Raw genomic sequence first — 20532 nt, 5'->3', positions numbered from 1 at the left:
CCATGCATAGATTGCCAAGAGAAGTCGGAAACTGGATTTATGATTTCTTCTACAACGAGCACTCTATCGCATATGTGAAAATTGACGCCCAGCTTTGCATAGCGGCGAAGGGCGGTAACGTTGAACATTACGGGCTCTCATCCCTTCGCATCGGTAAGCCTGTTGCCGATCAGCTTGAATTCATGGAAGGTTTGCTGCCTTGCCCGGAGCTTCCATATCATATGGCCATGGTCGAACTGCCCAGCGGGCGTGTCGCGGACCTTCATCTTTTTGCTGATGACGACTGCGTGTGGCTGCTCTTTCTTGACGCCACCGCCGAACGCGACAACAAGCAGCGGCTTCAGCAGAAGGCTTATGAAATGACGCTCCTGCAGGAGAGGGAGCGTCAACTCAACGAGAAATTACAATCGACGAACGAGGCGTTGAGGAAGAGCCAGGAGGGATTGTCGCGTGAATATCAGCGCGCCGAATCCCTGCTCCTCAACATTCTTCCGGCGTCGATCGCGGAGCGGTTGAAAGCGCACAAAAAAATTGCTGACAACCACGCAGAGGTGAGTGTGCTTTTTGCCGACATCGTCGGTTTTACGGAAAGAGCGCGCAGCGTCGGAGCCGTGACGACGCTCGCAATCTTGAATTACTTCTTCAAGGCGGCGGATCGGCTCTCGGAACGACACGGCTGCGAAAAGATCAAGACAATCGGCGATTGTGTGATGGTGGTCTCTGGCCTGCCCACCGCGCGATCCGATCATGCACGAGCCCTCGCGCACTATGCAGTTGAACTGCGCAAGGCGGTCAAGCGCGAACGCTTCGCGGGAGAACCGATAAGACTGAGAATTGGAATTCACTCGGGACCGATCGTCGCTGGCGTCATAGGCAAAAGGCGGTTCGCCTATGACCTGTGGGGCGAGACCGTCAATCTCGCCTCACGTATTCAAACGTCCGCGGAGCCCGATGAAATCCGTATTTCCGATGCAACGCGCCAACTGCTCGGACCAAAATTTGCTTGCGACCCACTCGAGGAAACGGAATTGCGGGGTGCAGGTCGTGTGCTAATGTGGCGGCTCCCGGCCTGATTTGCCGCATGGCAGTGCCGACCCTGAGCCCATTGCATCTCAAGCCGCAAACCATCAACGCGAAGGTTTGACCCAACGGTGACCCTCATTGGGCGACTTGGGACACGGCTGACATCAGCTCCTGCGGGTTTGGCACCCCAAACATGTATCGCCCACCCTCTGGAACCTCCGTGAAGCTCCAGCGGACGATCCCCTGCCGGTCCAGCAGGAACTGACCGACCAGTTGTCCGTGTCCCGTTGCCATCATCTGCTCGTCGGCTTCGGTCATTTCGTAATGGTCCTTCATGTCGAGGATTTCGCCGGCCGCAATAGGATCCATAGGACCGGGCAACTCGCCTGGTATGTCGACCAGCATATCCTTTACCGCTGCCATCGAGACCTTGTACGGCCAGTTCGTCTCGTTTTGGGTGAATTCAAGATTGGGCAATCCAAAAGCACGATGTGAAGCGCGTTCAGGGTCGGAGGCCGCAAGCAAATTCGGCATCGGGTGGTAGCGGAAATAGAGACGCGCCCGTTCGATCGGCGTGTTGACCACCGTCAGGCTCTCCACGCCCCTTTCGCGCAGCTCCGGATCAAGCCGCGCCTGGGCGGCGATATGGCGCCGGCAAAACGCACAATGCAAACCTCGAAACAGGCCGACCAGCACCGGTTTTTGTCCGCGAAAGTCGTCAAGTGCGATCTTGCCTTCCTGGGTAATGGCGTCGAGTATCACGTTCGGCGCACGGTCGCCCGGTCGAAGGGGTACCAGGTCACTAGGCGCGGACATTTCCAACCTCCAACCCCGGCTAGTCGAGAAAAGGCAGCACCACAAGCGCTTCCGGGTCGAGCCCGTGCTGGGCGCATATACCCTGCGCCAAGGAAAAGTAGCGTTCGGCCTCGGCCAGATTGTCGAGGTCGAGATTAAGCGTTGCAAGACCATCATAGCACGGAAAAAGCAGTTGGGGTTCGGCTGTTTCGCGGGCTACGTCCAGTGCTTCGTGGAACAAGCCAACGGCCAGGTCCGGACGGCCGTTGCACTGGTGGATCTGCCCAAGCACAATCAACGGCACCGGCAGGTGCTCGCGCTGGTCGAGTGCCCGGTCGATCTCGATGGCCTTCTCGGCAGCGGGCACGCCCTCCGTTGGACAGCGATCCGTGAAAGTACAACAAGCGACCGCCAGATTGGCCAGGAGGCGCGCCTGGAAACCCAAATCACCAATATGGCGCGCCACTTCAAGACCGCGCCGACAGACCTCCATCGCCTGTGCCGGATCGATGGTCGTGTAAAGCACGCCGAGATTGGTGTAGCCGCGGCAGGCCGCGCCCAGCAGACCGGCGGCTTCGGCCAATTCAATGCTTTGCTCAACCTGGCGCACGGCTTCGCGGTTTCGCCCAAGGCGAGCCAGGGCGACAGCCTTGGTATTGAGTGCCTCGGCGGTCACAAGAGTGGCATCACGCCCTACCTCGGAGACATGCTCCGTTGTCAGAGTGCGTACGCAATCCAGCGCCGCGTCTGCCCATTTTGCCGCAAGAGCGTGATCTCCGCTCCGGAACGCCTGTCGGCCACGTTCTTGCCAGAGATGCGCCTGCTCGATCGGGGCATCCGCTCCATCGAGGAGCGCTGCCGCTTCAGCATAGCGGAATTCTGCCTTGTCCCGCTTGCCGACGTCCCAGAGCAGCCGACCGATCTTACGCAAAACTCGCGCCGACGCAACGCGATTGGCCGACTCGCGGTGTGCCTGCAACACCGTCTCGTAGTGGTGGTGCGCGATCTCGCGGCGGCCTGCAGCGCCGCTCAAATCGGCAATGCGCTCTGCAATTGCCAGTTTGAGTGGTGTTTGCCCGGTCGCGCCCAACGCAGTCAGTGCTCGCTCGTAGAAACGAAGGGCGTCGTCGTTGGCGTATATCATGCGAGCGCGATCGCCTGCCGCCTGCAGATAATGCGCGCCCTTCTCCCGCTCGGCGCTCTGTGCGAAATGATGACCGAGCACGGTCAAATCCTCGAGCCGTTCCGGCTTGTCGCCGCACAGTTGCTCCAAGGCAGCGCCAATCCGCCCGTGGATTTCGGTCCGGCGTTGCAGGAGCAGATTCTGGTAGATCACGTCCTGCAGCAATGTTTGCGTAAAGCGGTAGCTTTGCGACGAGACCGAACCAGATCCGGCAACTTCCTCGATGATTTCCGCATCGCAAAGAAGTTCGCAGCCGGCCTCTACGCGGCCGGGGTCGGTCGTCACGGTTTTCAGAAGCGTGGCATCGAAGCGCGGGCCGATTACCGCAGCTTCCTGGGCCAACCGGCGCACATCTTGTGGCAGCCGGTCGACGCGCGCAAGCAACATTGCCTGGATAGTGGCGGGAATGCCGGTTGCGACTTCGCCTGCCACGGTCCGCCATCGCTGGCCCTCGCGTATCAGCACACCGCGATCGATAAGGCCGCGAACGATCTCCTCTACAAAAAGGGGGTTGCCGCCCGCGCGCTCCAGGATCTGGTCGAGAAGCCCTCCTGCGGAATTTACCCAGCTCTCGCCGAAAAGCGCCGCCAGCAGGCTGCGTCCGTCATCACTGTTGAGCGGCGAAAGCCTGAGCGCTGTGTGACTGACCCGACTTGAGTCAAGCTGGTCGTTGTCCGGCGCCGGACGATGCGTGACCAGCAACATCAACCGCGTGCGTTCCAACCTGTCCATCACGAAACGTAGTGCCTCGAGAGACACGGCGTCGGCCCAGTGCAGGTCTTCGACGACAATCAACAGCGGCGACAACGCAAGCCGCCGTTCGATGATTGTGCGGACTGCGTAGAGAATTTGCCGCCGCAGCTGCTCGGGCTCGACATGCTGCAAGGTGGCATCGGGGTCGCCTAGACCAAGCACATGGTAGAGCAACGGCATCAGCCGCTTCGCCTCCTCGCCCTCCAGGCCGAGATCGGCAAGCAAACCTGCGAGCTTCCCCCGCATTTCGTCCCCATTGTCGTTTTGCATCATCCCCGCAGCGCTGCGCACCACTGCACCCAAGGCGCCAAATGATTGCTCGCCCAGCGGTGAGCAGGTGGCCTGTCGCACGGCGACGTTTCGAAAACGATCCTCGTCGTCGACACGGGCGACGAACTCCTTGACCAGCCGCGACTTCCCGATACCGGCTTCTCCGACGAGGCGGACAAGTTGGGCCGAGCCGCCGCACGCTTGGTCAAGGCTCGCCAGCATTCTATTGAGCTCCGCAGCACGACCTATCATCGGCGCGCTGAGGCCGAGCGCCTCGAGCCCACGCGCTGCACGCGGCGCCGTAAGCGGTGCATCCAGTCGATGGACGAGCACACCGCCAGCCTTGCCGCGAAGCACGACATCACCCAGCGACTCGTAAGAGAAGGCATGCCGGGTCAGCCTGTGAGTGAGCTCGCCTACCAGAACCTCACCCGGTGCGGCCAGCGATTGCAGGCGTTGCGCCGTATTCACTGTGTCGCCGGTCACCGAATAGGATTTGGCGGTGCCGATGCCCAATCCGCCAGTGACGACCGGACCCGTATTTATGCCTATGTGGAGTAACAGAGGCGAGCCGAAGTGGGGGGCGCGTTCGCCGAGCCGCGCCGTCCGGGCGATCATGTCGAGGGCGGCGCGAAGCGCACGTTCCGGATCGTCCTCATGCGCGACCGGCGCACCAAACAAAGCGAGCAGTGCATCGCCGATGAATTTGTCGACGAAACCACCAAAGTTTCGCACGGCCGCCGTCAATTCCTTGAACAGTTCGTTCTGCAACGCTTGCATGACCTCGGGGTCGAGCTGCTCGCTCAGCGTCGTGAAGCCGCAAAGGTCGGCGAACAAGACCGTTACCGTCCGTCGGTCGGCGTCAGAAACGGGATGCAGCCCATCTTCGCTTTCGATGTTCGCAAGCAGCGACGGAGTTCGAGAAGGCGGCACAATGGTCCGGCTTGGTGTCGGAGCAGGCCGTTCGACGGCTTTTGCGGGCGTACCGACGCTTGCCCCACATTTCGGACAGAACTCGAAATCAGGTGCGCAGAGGTAGCCGCAACTGGCGCATGGCACGGGCTGGCGCCTGCCACACCTCGGACAGAAAGCATAACCGCCCTCAACCTCGAAACCGCAGCCTGAGCAGTCCATCGAACCAGACCTCACCAGGGGCCGTGACGGCGTGATCTCGCTACGCATTTCACGGCCGGGGTATTCACAAGGATGAACCGATAGCCGTCGACCAGCAAGTGGCATCGCAGATGGGCATCGGGCGATCGGTGTGGGTCCTGCGGCAGCGCGCTGCCGATTCGGGCGGCTGCGTGGCCGTCGTTTGCGTCGAAGCAGCGTTGGCAGCCCTGTTCGAGGATATCAGCAAGCCATCCGCTATCGTTCTTCCCTGACCACAAGCGGACTTACTGCTTCGCCCAAAACAAGACGCTCATTGTCTGGCGCTGAGCGTTGGCAGTTGGCGCTACTTGCTCGTTCCCATCGACCCGACGAACGCCACCATTCAACCCCGTTGCGGACGCTCGTCGCAGAAGGCGTACGGTGAAGTTTGACCGATGCTGCCGTTCAGTCTCACAATTACGAAGGTCCGATAATATGAGATCGCGACGGAAAACTGAAATATCGGACCGTCGTTTTCAATCAAGCCCGATCCACACAAAGCCGTCCTGCTTTCGGCAGGGATATACGATCAGCTTTGCGCGGTTTTTCGAAATGTCACCCGCGAATTCATAGCCCGGCGCAGTACCATCCTGCTGTAGCTGCGCCCACCCCCTGATTTCGCCGGTAAGCAGGTCGAAACAACTCTGATGCCAGCGGCAGACCAGCCCAAGATCTGCGGTGATCGTGCTCTGCGTGTGCGGGAGCTTCAGCTTTTCGGCCTGAGCGGAACTTTTGCGTTCGTAGAGCGGCAGATGAAGATGCGGGCAGGCATTGTTGAAGGCGCAATAGCTGTCGGATCCGCGAACGACGACGATGTCGTAATCTTCAAAATCGAGTATCCGACGTTCGTAGGGCTGAAGCTCGTCTTCGGCAAAAGCGCGAATCCACCTCCTGCCGCCCTGACGGATGGTTTCGCGAGGCCGTCTGGCATTCAGCTCGGCGTCAATTTCGGGCTTCAGCCTGACGATTTCGAACAGGCTTGTGCGCTCGCCCGTACCGCGAAGGCGTACCCTGACGAAGTCGCCGATTTCCGCCTTGTCGGCGATCTGGTCGCGGAGGGCCTCGGATATCAGCAAGCGCGTACCGACATCTTTATTAGCGGCCTCGATCCGGCTGGCCAGATTTACAACGTCGCCGATGGCCGTGAGACGTTCGTGTCCAGCAAAACCCAATGTGCCGATGACGGCTTCGCCATAGTTGAGGCCGATACGAATATCGAAATCGATGCCATACATCGAGGCAAAGAACGGCTTCAGACGATCGACTGTGGCGAGGGTCTGAAGCGCGGCGTTCACGGCGCGGAGCGGGGCGTCGGGCTGGTCGTCGATACCGAATATTGCCATGAGCCCATCGCCGATCAGTTTGTCGATGAAACCGCCATTCTGCTCGATGATGTCGCCGACCTGGGCGAAGTAGCGATTGAGCAGATACATCACGTCGTAGGGCGAAAGCCGCTCAGACAGCGCCGTGAAATCGACAATGTCACTGAAGAAGACCGCAACATGCTTTGCTTCGCCGCAACGCGTCGCGGCAGCGCCGCCAAGTTGGCTGGTGATCATCATATCGGTTTCGTCCAGCACCAGGCGTCGGACCCGAAGCTCGCCTTCCGGCCTGAGCTGACAGGCCAGCCTAACTTCATCCGCCAATCTCAACCTGACCGCCATCGAAGTCTCATCGGAATTCCGGTCCGGGCAGGCCTCCAGGCCATCGAGTATCCAGACGCGGCATGTCGAGCATTTCGCCCGGCCGCCGCAGGCATGGGCGAACGGCACGCCCGATCTGAGAGCCGCCTCGAGCAAGGTCTCATCGGCGGCCACGTTAAAATCGATCTGGTCAGGTAGAGCGGTTACTTTGGTCATATTCTTGAACAGAGGTTGCGGCGTTGGCCGGCTCGCCAGTATAGCACCAATCGGCTCAGGCAATCGAATCATCCAAGATGCGAATGAGAACATTCGACCCTTTGCGGACGGTCGTTCGCGGAAGGCGTACGATGAGTTTGACCCACTCACGACGCTCACTCCGGTCAGTGATAACGTCCGGATTTGACGCGCGATTCCGATCTCAGCGAACGAAGTTGTAACACGCCATTCCAGTGTATGATTGCTTCGCCAAATTGGGTGTGTGCTGCAATAGCAGCCGAGATAGTCGCGCTTGCCGAAGGGGCTGTCGGCTCTGACGGGATTGGCGTAAGCTACAGTTAAGGGGGTGCACACATGCACCGCATCATTGCCATAGCGATCTTAGTTCTCGCGGCCGTGTTCAGTTCCGCACGGGCGGAGGTGCTGATCGGCGTCTCGGCTGCGATGACGGGACGGCTCGCCTGGATCGGCGAGCAGGGACAGCGCGGCGCGGAGATGGCAGTGGCCGACGTCAACACGGCGGGCGGCGTACTCGGCCAGAAGGTGAGGCTCATCTCGGTCGACGACTTCTGCGATCCCGAGCAAGCAGTGGCGGCCGCCAAGAAGCTGGTGGCTGACGGGGTCGTGCTCGTCGTCGGGCATTATTGCTCCGGGGCCTCGATCCCCGCATCAAAAGTGTACGAGGAGGCGGGCGTCGTTGAGATATCCCCAGGTTCGACCAATCCGCAGCTGACCGAACAGGGCCGTGCCAATGTCTTTCGCACCATTGGCCGCGACGACGCGCAAGGTTTCATCGCCGGCAACTACCTTGCCGATCGCTGGGGCAACAAGAAGATTGCGATCCTCCACGACAACTCGACCTATGGGAAGGGTCTCGCCGACGAGACCAGGAAGCAGCTGAACAAGCGGGGCGTGACTGAGGCCGTTTACGACGCATACCTTCCCGGGAAGGAAGACTATTCGGCCGAGGTCGCTGCGTTACAGACCGCAGGCGTCTCCGCCTTATACGTGGGTGGGTATCATGCCGAGGTTGCGCTGATTGCTCGCGCTGCACACGACAGTGGCTACACGGTTCAGCTCATATCCGGAGATGCTTTGGCGACCGAGGAATTTGCCCTGATCGCCGGCCCCGCGGCGGAGGGGACCCTCTTCACGTTCCCGGCGGACCCGAGGCGAAACCCCGAAGCGGCCGCGGTCGTTGAGCAGTTCCGTGCGGAGAACTTCGAACCCGCGGGCTACACGCTGTTGAGCTACTGCGCGGTCCAGGTCTGGGTCCAGGCAGTCTCGAAGGCAGGTTCGCTGGAGCCGAAGGCCGTCATTGCGGCACTGCATGAACAGGAATTCGACACCGTCATCGGTCGGGTCGATTTCGACGACAAGGGCGACCTCACAAAGCAGAGCTGGGTTTGGTACGTCTGGCGCGGTGGAGAGTACGTGCCGGTTGAATAGGGTTCGTTGATCGCCGGCGTGCCGGCTGAGACGTCTAGTCTGATGCAGACCAGTGTGGCCCGACTGTTCCGACTCGCCGAGATGCTTGAACGCCTCGGCATACGCGGCCGGCTGTTGCTCGCCTTTTTCGGGATCAGCGCCCTTGCGGTGCTGGCAACCGCTGCGGCGCTTTATGCCTTCCTCCAGGTTGGCGACGTCGTCGACCGAATTACCACGGATCGAGTGCCGTCGGCGCTCGCCTCCCTCCAGCTGTCGCGCCAGGCCGAACGGGTCGCTGCTGCCGCGCCATCGGTGCTGGCAGCGACAAGCAGGGCTCAGCACAGCGAGGTCTCGGCTGCCGTCGCGCTCGAGATGTCCCGCCTCGAGGCCCTGCGCACGGACCTCCGGGATGCCACGTTGGACACAGTGCCTTTGGCCGAGATCGAGGAAGCCGCGATTGTTCTGAGGCGCAACCTGAAGGAGCTCGACTCTCTTGTTGTCGCCCGGCTCGACGTGGTCGCCCGCAAGGAGGAGCTCCTGAACCGCCTCGCCGCGACAACGACCGGAAGCCAGCGCCTTGTCGCCACCGGCATCCTAGTGATGGATTCCAGGCTCCCGCAATGGCGGGCGGTCGCGGCCGACACGTCGCTGTCGCCCGATCGACGCGCAGCGGCGATGGCCGACCTGGTTCAGGCGATTGCGGCCTACATCCCCCAGCAGAAGGCGCAGCTGGAGATCTCGGCGGTCAACGACGCGCTGGTGAAGGTCGCGAACGCGCCGACGCCGGGCGATCTGGCGTTGATCCTTTTTCCGTTACGCCGTTCGCTCACTGCTCTTGAGAAGGCTTCTACGGAGATCGACGAAAAGCTGCGGACCCGCTTCCGGCAGCGTGTCGACGAATTCAAGGGTTTGACCGACGGCGAAGACAGCATCCCCAAGGCGCGGGAGGACGAGTTTGCTGTCCTGGCACAGGGCGAAAGGCTTCTGGCCGAGAACAATCGACTGTCGCGCAATCTCACCGCCGGCGTCGATCGCCTGGTCGCCACGGCAGACCAGGAGATCGCTGCTTCCGGTCGCGAAGCCGCGCTCGTCCAGCGCTACGGCACCGCGGTTGTGCTCGGCTCCGCCTTCCTTAGCCTCCTGAGTTCGGTTCTGGTTGTCTGGCTCTATGTCGACCGCAGCCTCCTCGCCCGACTGGGGGCCGTGAGCCAGGGCATGCTCGCGATTGCGGGGGGCAACCTTCGTGCGTCGCTGCCAGCCGCGGGCAGCGACGAAATCGGGCGCATGGCCGAAGCGCTGAGGCTCTTCCGGGATACTGCTGTCGAGGTCGAGGAGAAGAACCTGCGCGACGTTGCGGAAGCTCGTCAGCGGCTCATCGATGCCATCGAAAGCATCTCCGAAGGATTCGCTCTGTACGACGGGGATGACCGGCTCGTCCTCAGCAACAGCCGCTACCGCGAATTGCTCTACACCGGTCTGGAGACCGAACTGACGCCCGGCACGACATTCGAGCAAATCATTCGCCGATCCGCTGAGCGCGGCTACATCAGGGACGCCGAGGGGCGGGTGGAGGAGTGGGTCGCCGAGCGCCTCTCGCGGCACCGCAAGCCTGGCGAACCTTGGATGCAGCGGCGAGGCGACGGGCGATGGGTCATGATCAGCGAGCGGCGCATCAGCGCCGGCGGCACAGTCGCCGTCTATTCGGACATCACTGAGCTGAAGCAAAGGGAGGAGAACCTCGCCGAGAAATCCGTGGTTCTGGAGGCGCTTTCCAGCAAGCTGGCGAAGTATCTGGCGCCCCAAGTGTATCGCTCGATATTCACCGGCCGCCAGGAGGTCAGGATCGCCAGCCAGCGGAAGAAACTGACAATATGCTTCTCCGATATCGCGGGCTTTACCGAGACCACTGACAAAATGGAATCCGAGGATCTCACCCAACTCCTCAATCAATACCTGACGGAAATGTCGAAAATTGCTTCGGAACACGGCGCGACGATCGACAAATATGTCGGCGATGCGATCCTGATGTTTTTCGGCGATCCCGAGACTCGCGGCGTCAAGGAGGACGCGCTGGCTTGCGCGCAGATGGCACTTGCAATGCAAAAGCGGATTAACGAGCTTGCCGAAGTCTGGCGGGACATGGGGATCGAAACACCGCTGCGCTGTCGCATCGGCATCCATACCGACTACTGCACCGTCGGTAACTTCGGCAGCGAGGACCGAATGGACTACACAATAATCGGCGGCGCCGTGAATCTCGCCTCGCGCCTGGAGCAGGAGGCGCCGCCGGGGGCCATCCTCATTTCCTACGAGACGTTTGCGCAAGTGAAGGACTCAATCGACTGCGAGGAGCTGGGGCACGTCCAGGTCAAGGGGATCGCCTATCCCGTCGCCACCTACCGCGTCATCGATCTGAAGGCCAATCTGGCAGCCGCCCGTAGTGCCGTTCGAACCGAGCTGCCGCACTTTAGGCTGGAACTTGAACCGGAACTGATGTCCCCTGACGAGCGTGGCGATGCCGCCACTGCACTTCGAGACGCGCTGGATCGGCTTTGTCGTAAGCCCGGGTAGGCCTTGGTCCACAACGCCCCCCATGGACGCAAGGAGTGGGATGTGGGACGCCGCTCATTGGTGCTATCGATGCGAAGGCCTCGGAGCCGAGACTTAATATTCACGGCATCACTGGCAAGGTCCGGATATGGCGCGAGTTGCCCGTTCCGGGCGCCGCCTTAAACGACAAAGTTTGACCCAGAGCGGGCGCTCGGCGTGACAGTGTCGAACGTCCAAAAGCGTGATAGAGCAGTCATTGCCCAGGTGCGTACGTCGGCTGCATTTGACTGCCGAAAGCGGTTAGCATCGATTTCACTCAAAGTCGCTCAGAATAGAATCGAAAGTTCCCTCTTGCCTCCGTCTTCCTGCTATCGTGGAGATGAGGAGACGGACCCGTGAGCGAGACTCGTAAGCTAGCCGCAATCCTAGCTGCAGATGTGGTCGGATACAGCCGGCTCGCGAGCGCGGACGAAGATCGTACTTTGGCGAGGTTGCGGGCACTGCGCAGCGACCTGATCGATCCGATCATCGCAGTGCACAACGGCCGGGTGATCAAGCGCACCGGCGATGGGGCGCTGGTTGAGTTCCGCAGTGTGGTGGATGCCGTGCGCTGCGCCATAGAGGTTCAGAATGGTATGGTTGAGCGTAATGCCGGCGTGCCGCAGGACCGCCGCATCGAGTTCAGGATCGGCATCCATCTGGGAGATGTGGTCGAAGAAAGCGACGGCGACCTGATGGGCGACGGCGTCAACATCGCCTCGCGTTTGGAGGGCGTCGCGGCGCCCGGCGCCATCTGCCTGTCCGAGGATGCCTACCGCCAGGTCAAGGCGAGGCTCGACCTCTCGGTCAGCGATCTCGGCAGCACACAGCTCAAGAACATCGCCGAGCCGATCCGGGTCTATTCGCTGCAAGTCGGCAGCGCCGGGGCCAAGGCGGCCGCGACCTCGGAAACGGCGACGAGCCGGCCGTCTACGGCAGTTCCGCCGAAGCTGTCGATCGCCGTCCTGCCCTTCGCCAACATGAGCGGTGACGCCGAACAGGACTACTTCGCCGATGGCATCTCGGAGGATATCATCACGGCGCTGTCCAAACTGTCGCAGCTCTTCGTCATCGCGCGCAATTCGTCGTTCACCTTCAAGGGCCAGAACGTCCATGTGCAGGAGGTGGGCACGAAGCTCGGCGTGCGGCATGTCCTTGAGGGCAGCGTACGCAAGTCGGGCAACAGGGTGCGCATCACCGCGCAGCTCATCGATGCAATTTCGGGTGGCCATCTTTGGGCGGAGCGGTTCGATCGCGACCTGACCGACATATTCGCCGTCCAAGACGACGTGACGCAGCAGATCGTCGGTGCGCTGGCCCTCAACCTGACTACGGATGCCCGTCAGCGACTGGCGCCCGAGCACCCGCGCAACACGGAGGCGTATGACTGTTTCCTGCGGGGCAGGGAGCTGTGGCACCGGCTGACGAAGGACACCAACGTCGCCGCCCGCGATCTCTTGCAACGTGCCACCGAGTTGGACCCGAAGTTTGCCTCTGCCTACGCTTTCCTCGCCCTCACGCACGGACTCGACTACCTGAACCGGTGGGGTTCGTCGCCGCCGGAATCGATGGCGCAAGCCGAAGACGCCGCAACGCGAGCGGTAACGCTGGACGACAGCGATCCCTGGGCGCACTGGGCGCTGGCGATAGCCAAGCTGTACACACGACGGCACGATGGGGCCATCGACGAGGTCGAGCGCGCACTGGCCCTCAATCCGAACTTCGCCGAAGCGCACGTCTGCCTCGGCGAGGCGCTGTACTATTCGGGTAGATCCGAGGAGGCCCTCGCGAGTTTCGCCCGAGGAAAGACATTGAATCCATACTTTCCGGATGTGCTTCTGCACTTCCAGGCTCTGGCGTCGTTTCAACTGGGACGGTACGAAGAGGCTGTTGACCTCTTGCAGCAACGGCTGGCTCGCAACGCTGGCACCGACGTCTCGCGCGCGCTTCTGGCCGCCAGTTACGGCCATCTAGGTCGTTTGACCGATGCCCGCGCGGCATGGCAGGAGCTGCTTCGCGTCAATCCTGACTATTCGCTGGAATACCGTCGCAAAGTCTTGCCTTACAAGAACCCTGCCGATTTCGAACTCATGGTCGACGGGCTCCGCAAGGCGGGGATAGTGCAATGACAAAGGAGGCCATGCGGCCGGATCAGGTGCTAAAGGCCTGACCGATCTTGCGCCATCGCGCGTTTTCGCGAACCAGTTTCAGGTTGTCGGTCGTCTCGGCAAATGTCTGCAAACGGTATTGCAGGAGCAGGTCCGCGAAGAGCGCCCCTTCCGGCAGGCCGGCAAGCTGCTCGCGGACCGAGATCTTTTCATCGATGACCTGCATGCCCCAGGCATTTTCCCGAACCTGCAGCTCGGCAGCCAGATCGCTCTCTTCCGGCGCGTCTTCATCCAGCGCAGCCAGTAGGATCGAGTGGAAAAGCGCTACATAACCAATCTGCCTAAGGCCGCCCACAACCCGCACGCGCGGCAATATGGCAAGGACGAGGAACGTCAGGAACAAGTCCGGCAGCAGCACGCCGTCCAGCAGTGCCTGCCTGAGATGCGGCCGCTCAAACGGGATGGAAAGACCATGCGGCCTGTCAGGCTCGACCAGGTGCCCGTTATCGAGGACGAGCTTGCGCACGCGCTCCTCGCGGATGCCCCAGAAATAGGCCGTGGCATTGGGCAGGAATCTGCCAAATGGGCTCGATGCGGCCTCTTGCAAGGCACGTTCGAGACGCTGGCGCCTCGCCGGCTCGAGGAGCAGCCTGGAAAGCAGGCTGCCATCATAGTCCAGATGCCGCGCCACGGCAGAAGCGGCTAACCGATCATCGATGAACACCGGCCGGGCCATGCCGGAACGATCCCAATCGGCGACCAGATCCTCGTTGAGGGCCGTCAGCGCATCGGCGGCGGTTCCAAACATCTTGTCCTGGCTGGCAAGCAGGGTGCCCAGCCAGCGGCTGGCATCCGTTTCATCGCCCACCGCTCCGAGTGCGCGCTTGTTGAGGGAGACGGGACCGGCCGCGCAGGCGCTTTTGCGGCACAGTTTGTGGCGCCCCATGCCAAACAGGTTGACCTTGTCGTCGCCGACATCGAGCCATCCGGGTCCCTCCCGGCCAACTGTCTCCATGGTCATCGTCGTTCCCATGAAGCCGACGAAGGCCGACAGCCCGTTTTCGACCGCGCCGAGCCAGGCAAACAGGAGGGCATCGAAGGTGATCCGGTCCATCAGAAGCAGGCAATGCAGGCCGGACTGGATCACCGGTCTGTGCTCGAACTCTTCGAGGGCTTTGCCGATCTCCTCAGGCTGCATGATCGCACCGAGGCGCTGATGCAGGACCTCGCGCAGGATCGAGCGGGCAGCAATCGCCGGGCCGGATGCAGGCCTAGCCACCGGCCGCCACAGATGGCGGGCGTAGTCGGAAACCGGTGCATTCCAGTTCTGCTCGATATCACACACAACTTCCGGGCAGAGCAGCGACAGCACAGCCAGAATTTCCACCGGGGGCTTGGGCGTTGGATCAAAGACGGCGGTCATCAGAACCGCAGCCGCGCCATGCTCAGGAGGTCGTGGTACTGCCCGTCGGTAAAACCGGCCTTCACATGCCGGCCTTCGACCTCGAAGCCGTGGTTTTTGTAGAGACGGATGGCCGGTTCGTTGTCGGCATAGACGGTCAATTCGACCCGCTTCAGGGCGCGCCAATTGTCGGCCACGTCAAGCAGCGCGCCAAGTATGGCGGAGCCGATACCCTTGCCGACAAAGGCATCGTCGAGGCCGATATTGATCTCGCCGATATGCGAACGGCGCGGCGAACCCTGCACGACCAGACTGCCATGGCCGACGACCTTGCCGTCCAGCTCGGCAACGATCCAGGTGGTTTCCTGGCCGGATTTGGCGATGCGCCGCTCCACCTGCTCCACCATCTCGAAGGGCATCCTGAGCGTGCCCCAGCGGAAGCCCGGCATGTTGAAGATGGCGCAAAGCGCTTCTGCATCGCTTGGCCGGACGGCCCGGAGCTGCGGCTGGATTTTCTCGGACGATGGCGAGGTCGTGCTGGTCATGGCGTTTCCGGCGAAGGCAATCGGCCCGGCACGATGCACCGGACGTCACCTGAAAATCCAGCCGTCTCTGCAGACTATGATGCCGATTGCGAGCTAAAATACCGGGAGGCGGCGTAGAGTTTGAAGACGCCGCTGATGCCGATCCAGCCGAAAAGGGCGAGCCAGCACAATGTCCCGGTGGCCGTCCAGTCGATCCGATGCACCGCAGCGTCGGTGATGACGAGGCCAAAGATCGCAAGCAGGCCAACCAGAAACTGCGCCAGGCCGAGCATCAGCAGTTCCTCGCGCGGCGCACTTCTCCAGACGAGATATATGCCGCCCGCACCGGCGAGGAAGATGGCGCTGTAGACCTGAGCGTGGAAGGCATCGACCGGCCATGGCCAGAAGCTGCTGAATGTCAGGGGAAACAGCAACAGGCCGACGCCATAGAGCCCAAGGATCGCCGATTCCACCGGCATGTAGCCGCGCCATGCAGGGTTCAAGGTCACGCCTTTTGCAGAAGGACGGGTCCTGGCCCGCCACAGGAACATCCCGGATACCGCGACCGAGCCCAGATAGACCAAAAACCAGAGCCAGGGCGCTTTGCGCCCAAAGTTGAAATAGCCGAGATTGGCGAACGAGGCCGCCGACACGATGGCGGTGAAGATGAAGGCCATGACGAGCACGAGCCTGCCGGGCGACCACCTGTTCCAGAACAGCAGCGCCGCCATCACGACCATTTCGGCGGTATAGAAGCCGCCGAGGAAGCGGGCATTGAACGGCGTGACGGCCCAAGGCCAGCCCGGCTTGACCAGCGCAGGCGCGAAAAACAGGCCGGCGCCTACGATCAGGACGATGATGACGACCACGGAGAAAAGGCGCAGGACCGCGGGAAATGGTGGGTTGTCGGATGTCGGCATGGAGAAAGTCCCCAAGATGAGTACCCCATAGACCATCATAGTGCCGTTCGCGGCCGGTGAAAATCCGCCGAATGGAAATCGAACTTGTCGCCAGGCTTATCCATTCGAATGGCCGTACGGTCCGTTTCGAAGTAAGATGGAGCACTCGGACCAAAGACCGATCCGGTCAACACGCCTCGAAGGGCATTTTCCGGAGCCTGCACGATGAACGAAGCTCAGGATCTATTCTCGCTTCTGCGGCAATCGACCGATGTCGATCCGCAGGCAATCGACGCGATCAAGCGGACCATCGCGGACGGCAAGGACCGCGAACTTTGCCGCATCAATGCGCCAGCCTTCGCCAGCAAGCATGGCCTCGACGAGGAACGCGCCATAAGCGCCTTTCTCCACGCAGCGCGGGTGGGCATCTTTGACATTTCCTGGAATGTTCTGTGCCCCGGCTGTGGCGGCGTGCTCGACACCAACGCCACGCTGAAAACGCTGCAGAAGGACGAATACACCTGCGCGCTGTGCTCCGAAGGCTATTCGCCGACCCTCGACGAGATGGTCGAGGTGACATTCACCGTCAGTCCCCGCGTGCGCAGGATTGCTGCCCACAATCCACACGAACTGCCGTTGGTGGAATATTTTCGCCAGATCTACTGGGGGTCCGGCATCGATCTGCCGGAAGAGGATTTAGCGAAAAAGATAGAGACGTTTTCGCTGGAGGATATCGAGCTTGAGCCCGGGGAAAAGGCGGTTCTGACCATACAGCTTCCGTCCGAGTTCATCATAGTCTTCGAGCCGGTCACCCATTCAGCGCAGTTCATCGACGCGAAGGGCGAACCGACAAAAGAACGCCGAAGCCTGTCTTTGGTCTTCGACCGCGACCATGTCCAGAACCAGACACTGGAAATGCAACCCGGTCCGTTGCGCATTTCGCTGGAAAACAGGACCGACACCCGCGTGCTGCCGGCGGTCTTCATCGCCGGCCAGGCATTGCATGATCTCCTGGGCAAACGCCGGCCCTTCCTGACCGCCAAGCGCCTGCTCACCAACCAGACGTTCCGCGATCTCTATCGCACGGATACGCTCGACATCAACCAGCGCCTGAAGATCACCAGCCTGACCTTCCTGTTCACCGACCTGCGCGGATCGACAGCGCTTTACGAGCGGGTGGGCGACCTTTCAGCCTTCGATCTCGTGCGCGTGCATTTCCAGGTTCTGCAGGAGATCGTTGCGGCTGAGGCAGGCGCGGTGGTGAAGACGATCGGTGATGCGGTGATGGCGACATTCGCGACGCCTGATCGTGCGATTGCTGCTGCCCTAAGGATGCGCGACGCCATGCGTGCGCTCAATGACAAAAGCGGGCGCGAGGATCTGCTGCTCAAGATCGGAGTCCATGCCGGCCCTTGCATCGCCGTGTCCATGAATGAGCGACAGGACTATTTCGGCCAGACGGTCAACATTGCTTCGCGAGTCCAGAACCTTGCCAACGCACAGGCGATCTTCGCCACTCGTGCGGTGGTCGAGGACAATCTCACCGCCGATCTATTGCACAGGAACGCGCTGACGCCCGTGCCCCATGAAGTCTCGCTGCGTGGCATTGAGCGGGAGATAGCCGTGTATACGATCCCCTGAAGACTTGGATCTGAAGACTTGGTTCGTCTCGGCCGCTCACACGCGCTTGCAGAGGAAATAACGATCGGCGGGCTCAGAAGTCGGCGCCGGGAGGCGTTGCAGCAGCGGGTGATCGAGCGGCGTGCCACTGACCGCGAAGCCGCCGACGCGAAGCAGGCTCGCAATCAGATCGGGAAGCCAGGTAGCGGTCACTGCATCGCGATCATCATAGCCGGTGCCGATGTCGGCATGAACGAGGGCGGCTTCGATGCCAATGAACTTGCGGGCCGTCTCGCGTATTTCGCCGAGCACGAGGTTTTCAGCTTCGGGAATTGAGCTGGCGTGTGCGCCAACTTCGCGGTCGAACACCACGATCCGACGCCCGGGCAGGCGCTCGCGCAGATGGTGGAACGTCCGGCCATTGCCGAGGCCGAGCTCGAGCACAAGCCCCTCCATCTTCGCCACCTCGGCGCAGACATGATCGAGAATGTCGCGCTGTGCGGTCATCCTGCTGATGAAATTCTCGAGGCGACTCATATGCTTTTGTATGTCCTGAACCAGCTCAAGAGATCGGCAATGCCCGCGACAAAAACTGTTCACGGGGGGAATCTCGAAGGCGACGTGCTAAGCTCGATTGCGTGTCGGCACATATAGAGGCGGACGATGAACACTGCAACAACCGTACAGGCGGCTGGCAAGGATCATACCGGGTAGAACAGGCGGCACGGCGTGCTGCGGAATAGTGATCTCACTTGTAGGGGTCTGCGGCGTCCCGCAAGCCGTCGCCGAGGAAGTTGAACGCCATGATGACGAGAATGACGGGCAGCATCGGCAAAAGCAGCCATGGATAGAACGCGATCACGCTGACGCTGCGCGCCTCGGTGAGCAGGATGCCCCAACTGGTTATCGGCGCCCTCAGACCGAGCCCAAGGAAGCTCAGTGCCGTCTCGCCGAGGATCATGCCGGGGATGGAGAGCGTCGCCGTCGCGATCAGATGCGACATGAAGCCGGGAATGAGATGCCGTCTGATGATGCGGCTGCTCCCGGCGCCCATCAATTGCGCGGCCAGAACGTAATCCTCCTCGCGCAAGGCCAGAAGCTTTGAACGCACGGCGCGCGCCAGTCCGGTCCAGTCGAGCAGTCCGAGGATAACGGTGATGCCGAAATAGATCAGGATCGGGCTCCAGGTTATCGGCATGATCGCCGCCAAGGCCAGCCACAGCGGAATGCTGGGAATCGATTGCAGAACTTCGATTATTCGTTGAACGATCAGGTCGAAGATACCGCCGTGATAGCCGGCCAGTCCGCCGATGACGATGCCGAGCAGGAAGCTAAAACTGATGCCGACGAGGCCGATTGTCAGTGAAATGCGGGCGCCATAGATCATGCGCGAGAGCACGTCGCGCCCCAGCCTGTCGGTGCCGGCCAGAAAGAGCTGGCCGTTTTCGGAAGGGCAGACAAAATGCCTGTCACCTTCGATCAGGCCCCAGAACCGGTAACTGTCGCCCTTGCAGAAGAAACGGAGCCGCTGAACATCGTCCTGTTTGTCGATGTAGTTCCGCTTGAGCGTATCCATATCCAGCATCATCTGGCGACCATAGACGAACGGCCCGACGAACTCGCCATTGTGGAACAGGTGCACCTTCTGCGGCGGCGAATAGATGTAGTCCATGTTGCGCGAGTGCAGATTGTAGGGCGCCAGGAACTCGCAGATCAGTATCCCGAAATACAGCACTGCCAGGAATATGCCGGATACAAGCGCAAGCCGGTGTTTTCGGAATTTCCACCACATCAGCCGCAACTGCGACGCCTGAAAGACCTTCGACTGTTCGGGCGTCATCGCCTCGACCGACTGCAGGTCAAAGGGCGCGATGGAAACGTAGTGTTGCAGTGGAGCGCCCGGAGCGGGCAGCGGCGATTGCGTGTTCATTTGGTGCTGCCGCCCTGCAAACGAATTCGTGGATCAAGCAGCGCCAGCGCCAGGTCGGAAATCAGCACGCCGATAACCGTCAGGAAGGCGAGGAACATCAGGAACGAGCCGGCCAGATACATATCCTGGCTTTGCAGCGCCTTGATCAGCATCGGCCCGGTCGTTTCCAAAGACAGCACGATCGCCGTGATTTCGGCGCCGGAGATGATGGCCGGCAGGATCGAGCCGATGTCGGAAATGAAAAAATTGAGCGCCATGCGCAGCGGATATTTGACCAGCGCTTTGAACGGATGAAGGCCCTTGGCGCGCGCGGTCACGACATATTGCTTGTGCAGCTCATCGAGCAGATTGGCGCGCAGCCGCCGGATCATGCTTGCCGTGCCCCCGGTGCCGATGATCAGGACCGGAATCCAGAGATGGGCGAGGATCGACTTCGCCTTGGCCCAGCTCATCGGCTCGCCGAGATATTGCTGGTCCATGAGATGGCCGATGGACGTGCCGAACCAGATGTTGGCGAAATACATCAGGATCAGCGCCAGCATGAAATTCGGAATGGCAAGGCCGAGAAGGCCGAAAAAAGTCAGGCCGTAGTCGCCCCAGCTGTATTGATGCGTGGCGGAGTACATGCCGATCGGAAAGGCAATGAGCCAGGTGAAGATGATCGTGACGAACGAAACCAGCACGGTCAGCCACATTCGGTCCCCGACGACGTCGCGAACCGGCAGCTCATATTCGAAGGAATAGCCGAAATCGCCGTGTAGCATCCCGCCGACCCAGTAGAAGTAGCGAATGACCGGCGGCTGGTCGAAACCATATTCCTTGCGCATCATCTCGATGCGATCGGAATCCACTGCTTCGCCCTGGGCCCGAAGCTCGGCGACATAGCTGTCGAAATAGTCACCTGGTGGAAGTTCGATGATCGTGAACACCAGCGCCGATATGACCAGCAGCGTTGGAACCATCACGGCGATGCGCCAGACAAGATATCGAAGCACGC

General features: G+C 61.0%; 14 protein-coding genes. 5 read left to right on the top strand and 9 right to left on the bottom strand.

All coding sequences use genetic code 11. The features are described 5' to 3' along the window. Window positions 1-2 precede the first annotated feature (2 nt). Window positions 3-1073, top strand: a complete 1071-nt coding sequence (locus ACSQ3L_RS27145) for an adenylate/guanylate cyclase domain-containing protein (RefSeq protein ID WP_436162697.1) — start codon at window positions 3-5, stop codon at window positions 1071-1073. A gap of 85 nt (window positions 1074-1158) precedes the next feature. Here the strand turns inward: ACSQ3L_RS27145 and ACSQ3L_RS27140 are convergent, their stop codons facing one another. The 3 genes from ACSQ3L_RS27140 to ACSQ3L_RS27130 form a co-directional block, all read right to left on the bottom strand. Further along, window positions 1159-1839, bottom strand: a complete 681-nt coding sequence (locus tag ACSQ3L_RS27140; RefSeq protein WP_436162696.1) for a peroxiredoxin-like family protein — start codon at window positions 1837-1839, stop codon at window positions 1159-1161. Window positions 1840-1858: 19 nt separating this feature from the next. After that, window positions 1859-5158 carry an ATP-binding protein gene (locus ACSQ3L_RS27135; RefSeq protein WP_436163540.1) on the bottom strand — a complete coding sequence of 1100 codons (3300 nt, stop codon included), beginning with the start codon at window positions 5156-5158 and terminating at the stop codon, window positions 1859-1861. Between the two features lie 494 nt (window positions 5159-5652). Beyond that, window positions 5653-7128, bottom strand: coding sequence for an adenylate/guanylate cyclase domain-containing protein (locus ACSQ3L_RS27130; RefSeq protein WP_436162695.1), 1476 nt, complete (start codon window positions 7126-7128; stop codon window positions 5653-5655). A gap of 261 nt (window positions 7129-7389) precedes the next feature. Here ACSQ3L_RS27130 and ACSQ3L_RS27125 point away from each other — a divergent pair, with 261 nt between their 5' ends. The 3 genes from ACSQ3L_RS27125 (at window position 7390) to ACSQ3L_RS27115 (ending at window position 13181) form a co-directional block, all read left to right on the top strand. After that, window positions 7390-8484, top strand: coding sequence for a branched-chain amino acid ABC transporter substrate-binding protein (locus ACSQ3L_RS27125; protein WP_436162694.1), 1095 nt, complete (start codon window positions 7390-7392; stop codon window positions 8482-8484). A gap of 81 nt (window positions 8485-8565) precedes the next feature. Then, entirely contained in the window at window positions 8566-11034 is a 2469-nt protein-coding gene (locus ACSQ3L_RS27120) for an adenylate/guanylate cyclase domain-containing protein (RefSeq protein ID WP_436163539.1), read from the top strand. Between the two features lie 374 nt (window positions 11035-11408). Beyond that, entirely contained in the window at window positions 11409-13181 is a 1773-nt protein-coding gene (locus ACSQ3L_RS27115; protein WP_436162693.1) for an adenylate/guanylate cyclase domain-containing protein, read from the top strand. Between the two features lie 22 nt (window positions 13182-13203). Here the strand turns inward: ACSQ3L_RS27115 and ACSQ3L_RS27110 are convergent, their stop codons facing one another. The 3 genes from ACSQ3L_RS27110 to ACSQ3L_RS27100 all read right to left on the bottom strand — a co-directional run bounded on the left by ACSQ3L_RS27110 (window position 13204) and on the right by ACSQ3L_RS27100 (window position 16006). Next, window positions 13204-14583: a hypothetical protein gene (locus ACSQ3L_RS27110; RefSeq protein WP_436162692.1), complete on the bottom strand. Its 1380-nt coding sequence runs from the start codon at window positions 14581-14583 to the stop codon at window positions 13204-13206. Then, entirely contained in the window at window positions 14583-15107 is a 525-nt protein-coding gene (locus tag ACSQ3L_RS27105) for a GNAT family N-acetyltransferase (protein WP_436162691.1), read from the bottom strand. The genes ACSQ3L_RS27110 and ACSQ3L_RS27105 overlap by 1 nt, the downstream gene beginning before the upstream one ends. A 74-nt stretch (window positions 15108-15181) precedes the next feature. Continuing rightward, window positions 15182-16006, bottom strand: coding sequence for a hypothetical protein (locus tag ACSQ3L_RS27100; protein ID WP_436162690.1), 825 nt, complete (start codon window positions 16004-16006; stop codon window positions 15182-15184). A gap of 204 nt (window positions 16007-16210) precedes the next feature. On the opposite strand from ACSQ3L_RS27100, the gene ACSQ3L_RS27095 reads away from it, so the two are divergent. Then, on the top strand, window positions 16211-17626 hold the full coding sequence (locus ACSQ3L_RS27095; RefSeq protein WP_436162689.1) for an adenylate/guanylate cyclase domain-containing protein: 1416 nt from the start codon (window positions 16211-16213) through the stop codon (window positions 17624-17626). Window positions 17627-17662: 36 nt separating this feature from the next. Here the strand turns inward: ACSQ3L_RS27095 and ACSQ3L_RS27090 are convergent, their stop codons facing one another. The 3 genes from ACSQ3L_RS27090 to ACSQ3L_RS27080 all read right to left on the bottom strand — a co-directional run bounded on the left by ACSQ3L_RS27090 (window position 17663) and on the right by ACSQ3L_RS27080 (window position 20530). Next, the gene (locus tag ACSQ3L_RS27090) at window positions 17663-18142 is read right to left on the bottom strand and encodes a class I SAM-dependent methyltransferase (RefSeq protein WP_337139428.1); all 480 of its coding nucleotides are present in this window, start codon (window positions 18140-18142) and stop codon (window positions 17663-17665) included. A 211-nt stretch (window positions 18143-18353) separates the two neighbouring features. Beyond that, window positions 18354-19535, bottom strand: a complete 1182-nt coding sequence (locus ACSQ3L_RS27085) for an ABC transporter permease (RefSeq protein ID WP_436162688.1) — start codon at window positions 19533-19535, stop codon at window positions 18354-18356. Next, entirely contained in the window at window positions 19532-20530 is a 999-nt protein-coding gene (locus ACSQ3L_RS27080; protein ID WP_378977802.1) for an ABC transporter permease, read from the bottom strand. The genes ACSQ3L_RS27085 and ACSQ3L_RS27080 overlap by 4 nt, the downstream gene beginning before the upstream one ends. Between the last annotated feature and the right edge of the window lie 2 nt (window positions 20531-20532).

The organism is Mesorhizobium sp. LjRoot246, assembly GCF_964254115.1.
GTDB lineage: Bacteria > Pseudomonadota > Alphaproteobacteria > Rhizobiales > Rhizobiaceae > Mesorhizobium.
Note: the sequence above shows the minus strand (reverse complement) of the source record. Positions and strands in the feature narration are given on the sequence as shown.

Bases quoted from the DNA above. Each gene is read 5' to 3' on its own strand.
- ACSQ3L_RS27145 (WP_436162697.1), top strand. From the start codon at position 3: ATGCATAGATTGCCAAGAGAAGTCGGAAACTGGATTTATGATTTCTTC.
- ACSQ3L_RS27140 (WP_436162696.1), bottom strand. From the start codon at position 1,839: ATGTCCGCGCCTAGTGACCTGGTACCCCTTCGACCGGGCGACCGTGCG.
- ACSQ3L_RS27135 (WP_436163540.1), bottom strand. From the start codon at position 5,158: ATGGACTGCTCAGGCTGCGGTTTCGAGGTTGAGGGCGGTTATGCTTTC.
- ACSQ3L_RS27130 (WP_436162695.1), bottom strand. From the start codon at position 7,128: ATGTTCTCATTCGCATCTTGGATGATTCGATTGCCTGAGCCGATTGGT.
- ACSQ3L_RS27125 (WP_436162694.1), top strand. From the start codon at position 7,390: ATGCACCGCATCATTGCCATAGCGATCTTAGTTCTCGCGGCCGTGTTC.
- ACSQ3L_RS27120 (WP_436163539.1), top strand. From the start codon at position 8,566: ATGCTTGAACGCCTCGGCATACGCGGCCGGCTGTTGCTCGCCTTTTTC.
- ACSQ3L_RS27110 (WP_436162692.1), bottom strand. From the start codon at position 14,583: ATGACCGCCGTCTTTGATCCAACGCCCAAGCCCCCGGTGGAAATTCTG.
- ACSQ3L_RS27105 (WP_436162691.1), bottom strand. From the start codon at position 15,107: ATGACCAGCACGACCTCGCCATCGTCCGAGAAAATCCAGCCGCAGCTC.
- ACSQ3L_RS27100 (WP_436162690.1), bottom strand. From the start codon at position 16,006: ATGCCGACATCCGACAACCCACCATTTCCCGCGGTCCTGCGCCTTTTC.
- ACSQ3L_RS27095 (WP_436162689.1), top strand. From the start codon at position 16,211: ATGAACGAAGCTCAGGATCTATTCTCGCTTCTGCGGCAATCGACCGAT.
- ACSQ3L_RS27090 (WP_337139428.1), bottom strand. From the start codon at position 18,142: ATGAGTCGCCTCGAGAATTTCATCAGCAGGATGACCGCACAGCGCGAC.
- ACSQ3L_RS27085 (WP_436162688.1), bottom strand. From the start codon at position 19,535: ATGAACACGCAATCGCCGCTGCCCGCTCCGGGCGCTCCACTGCAACAC.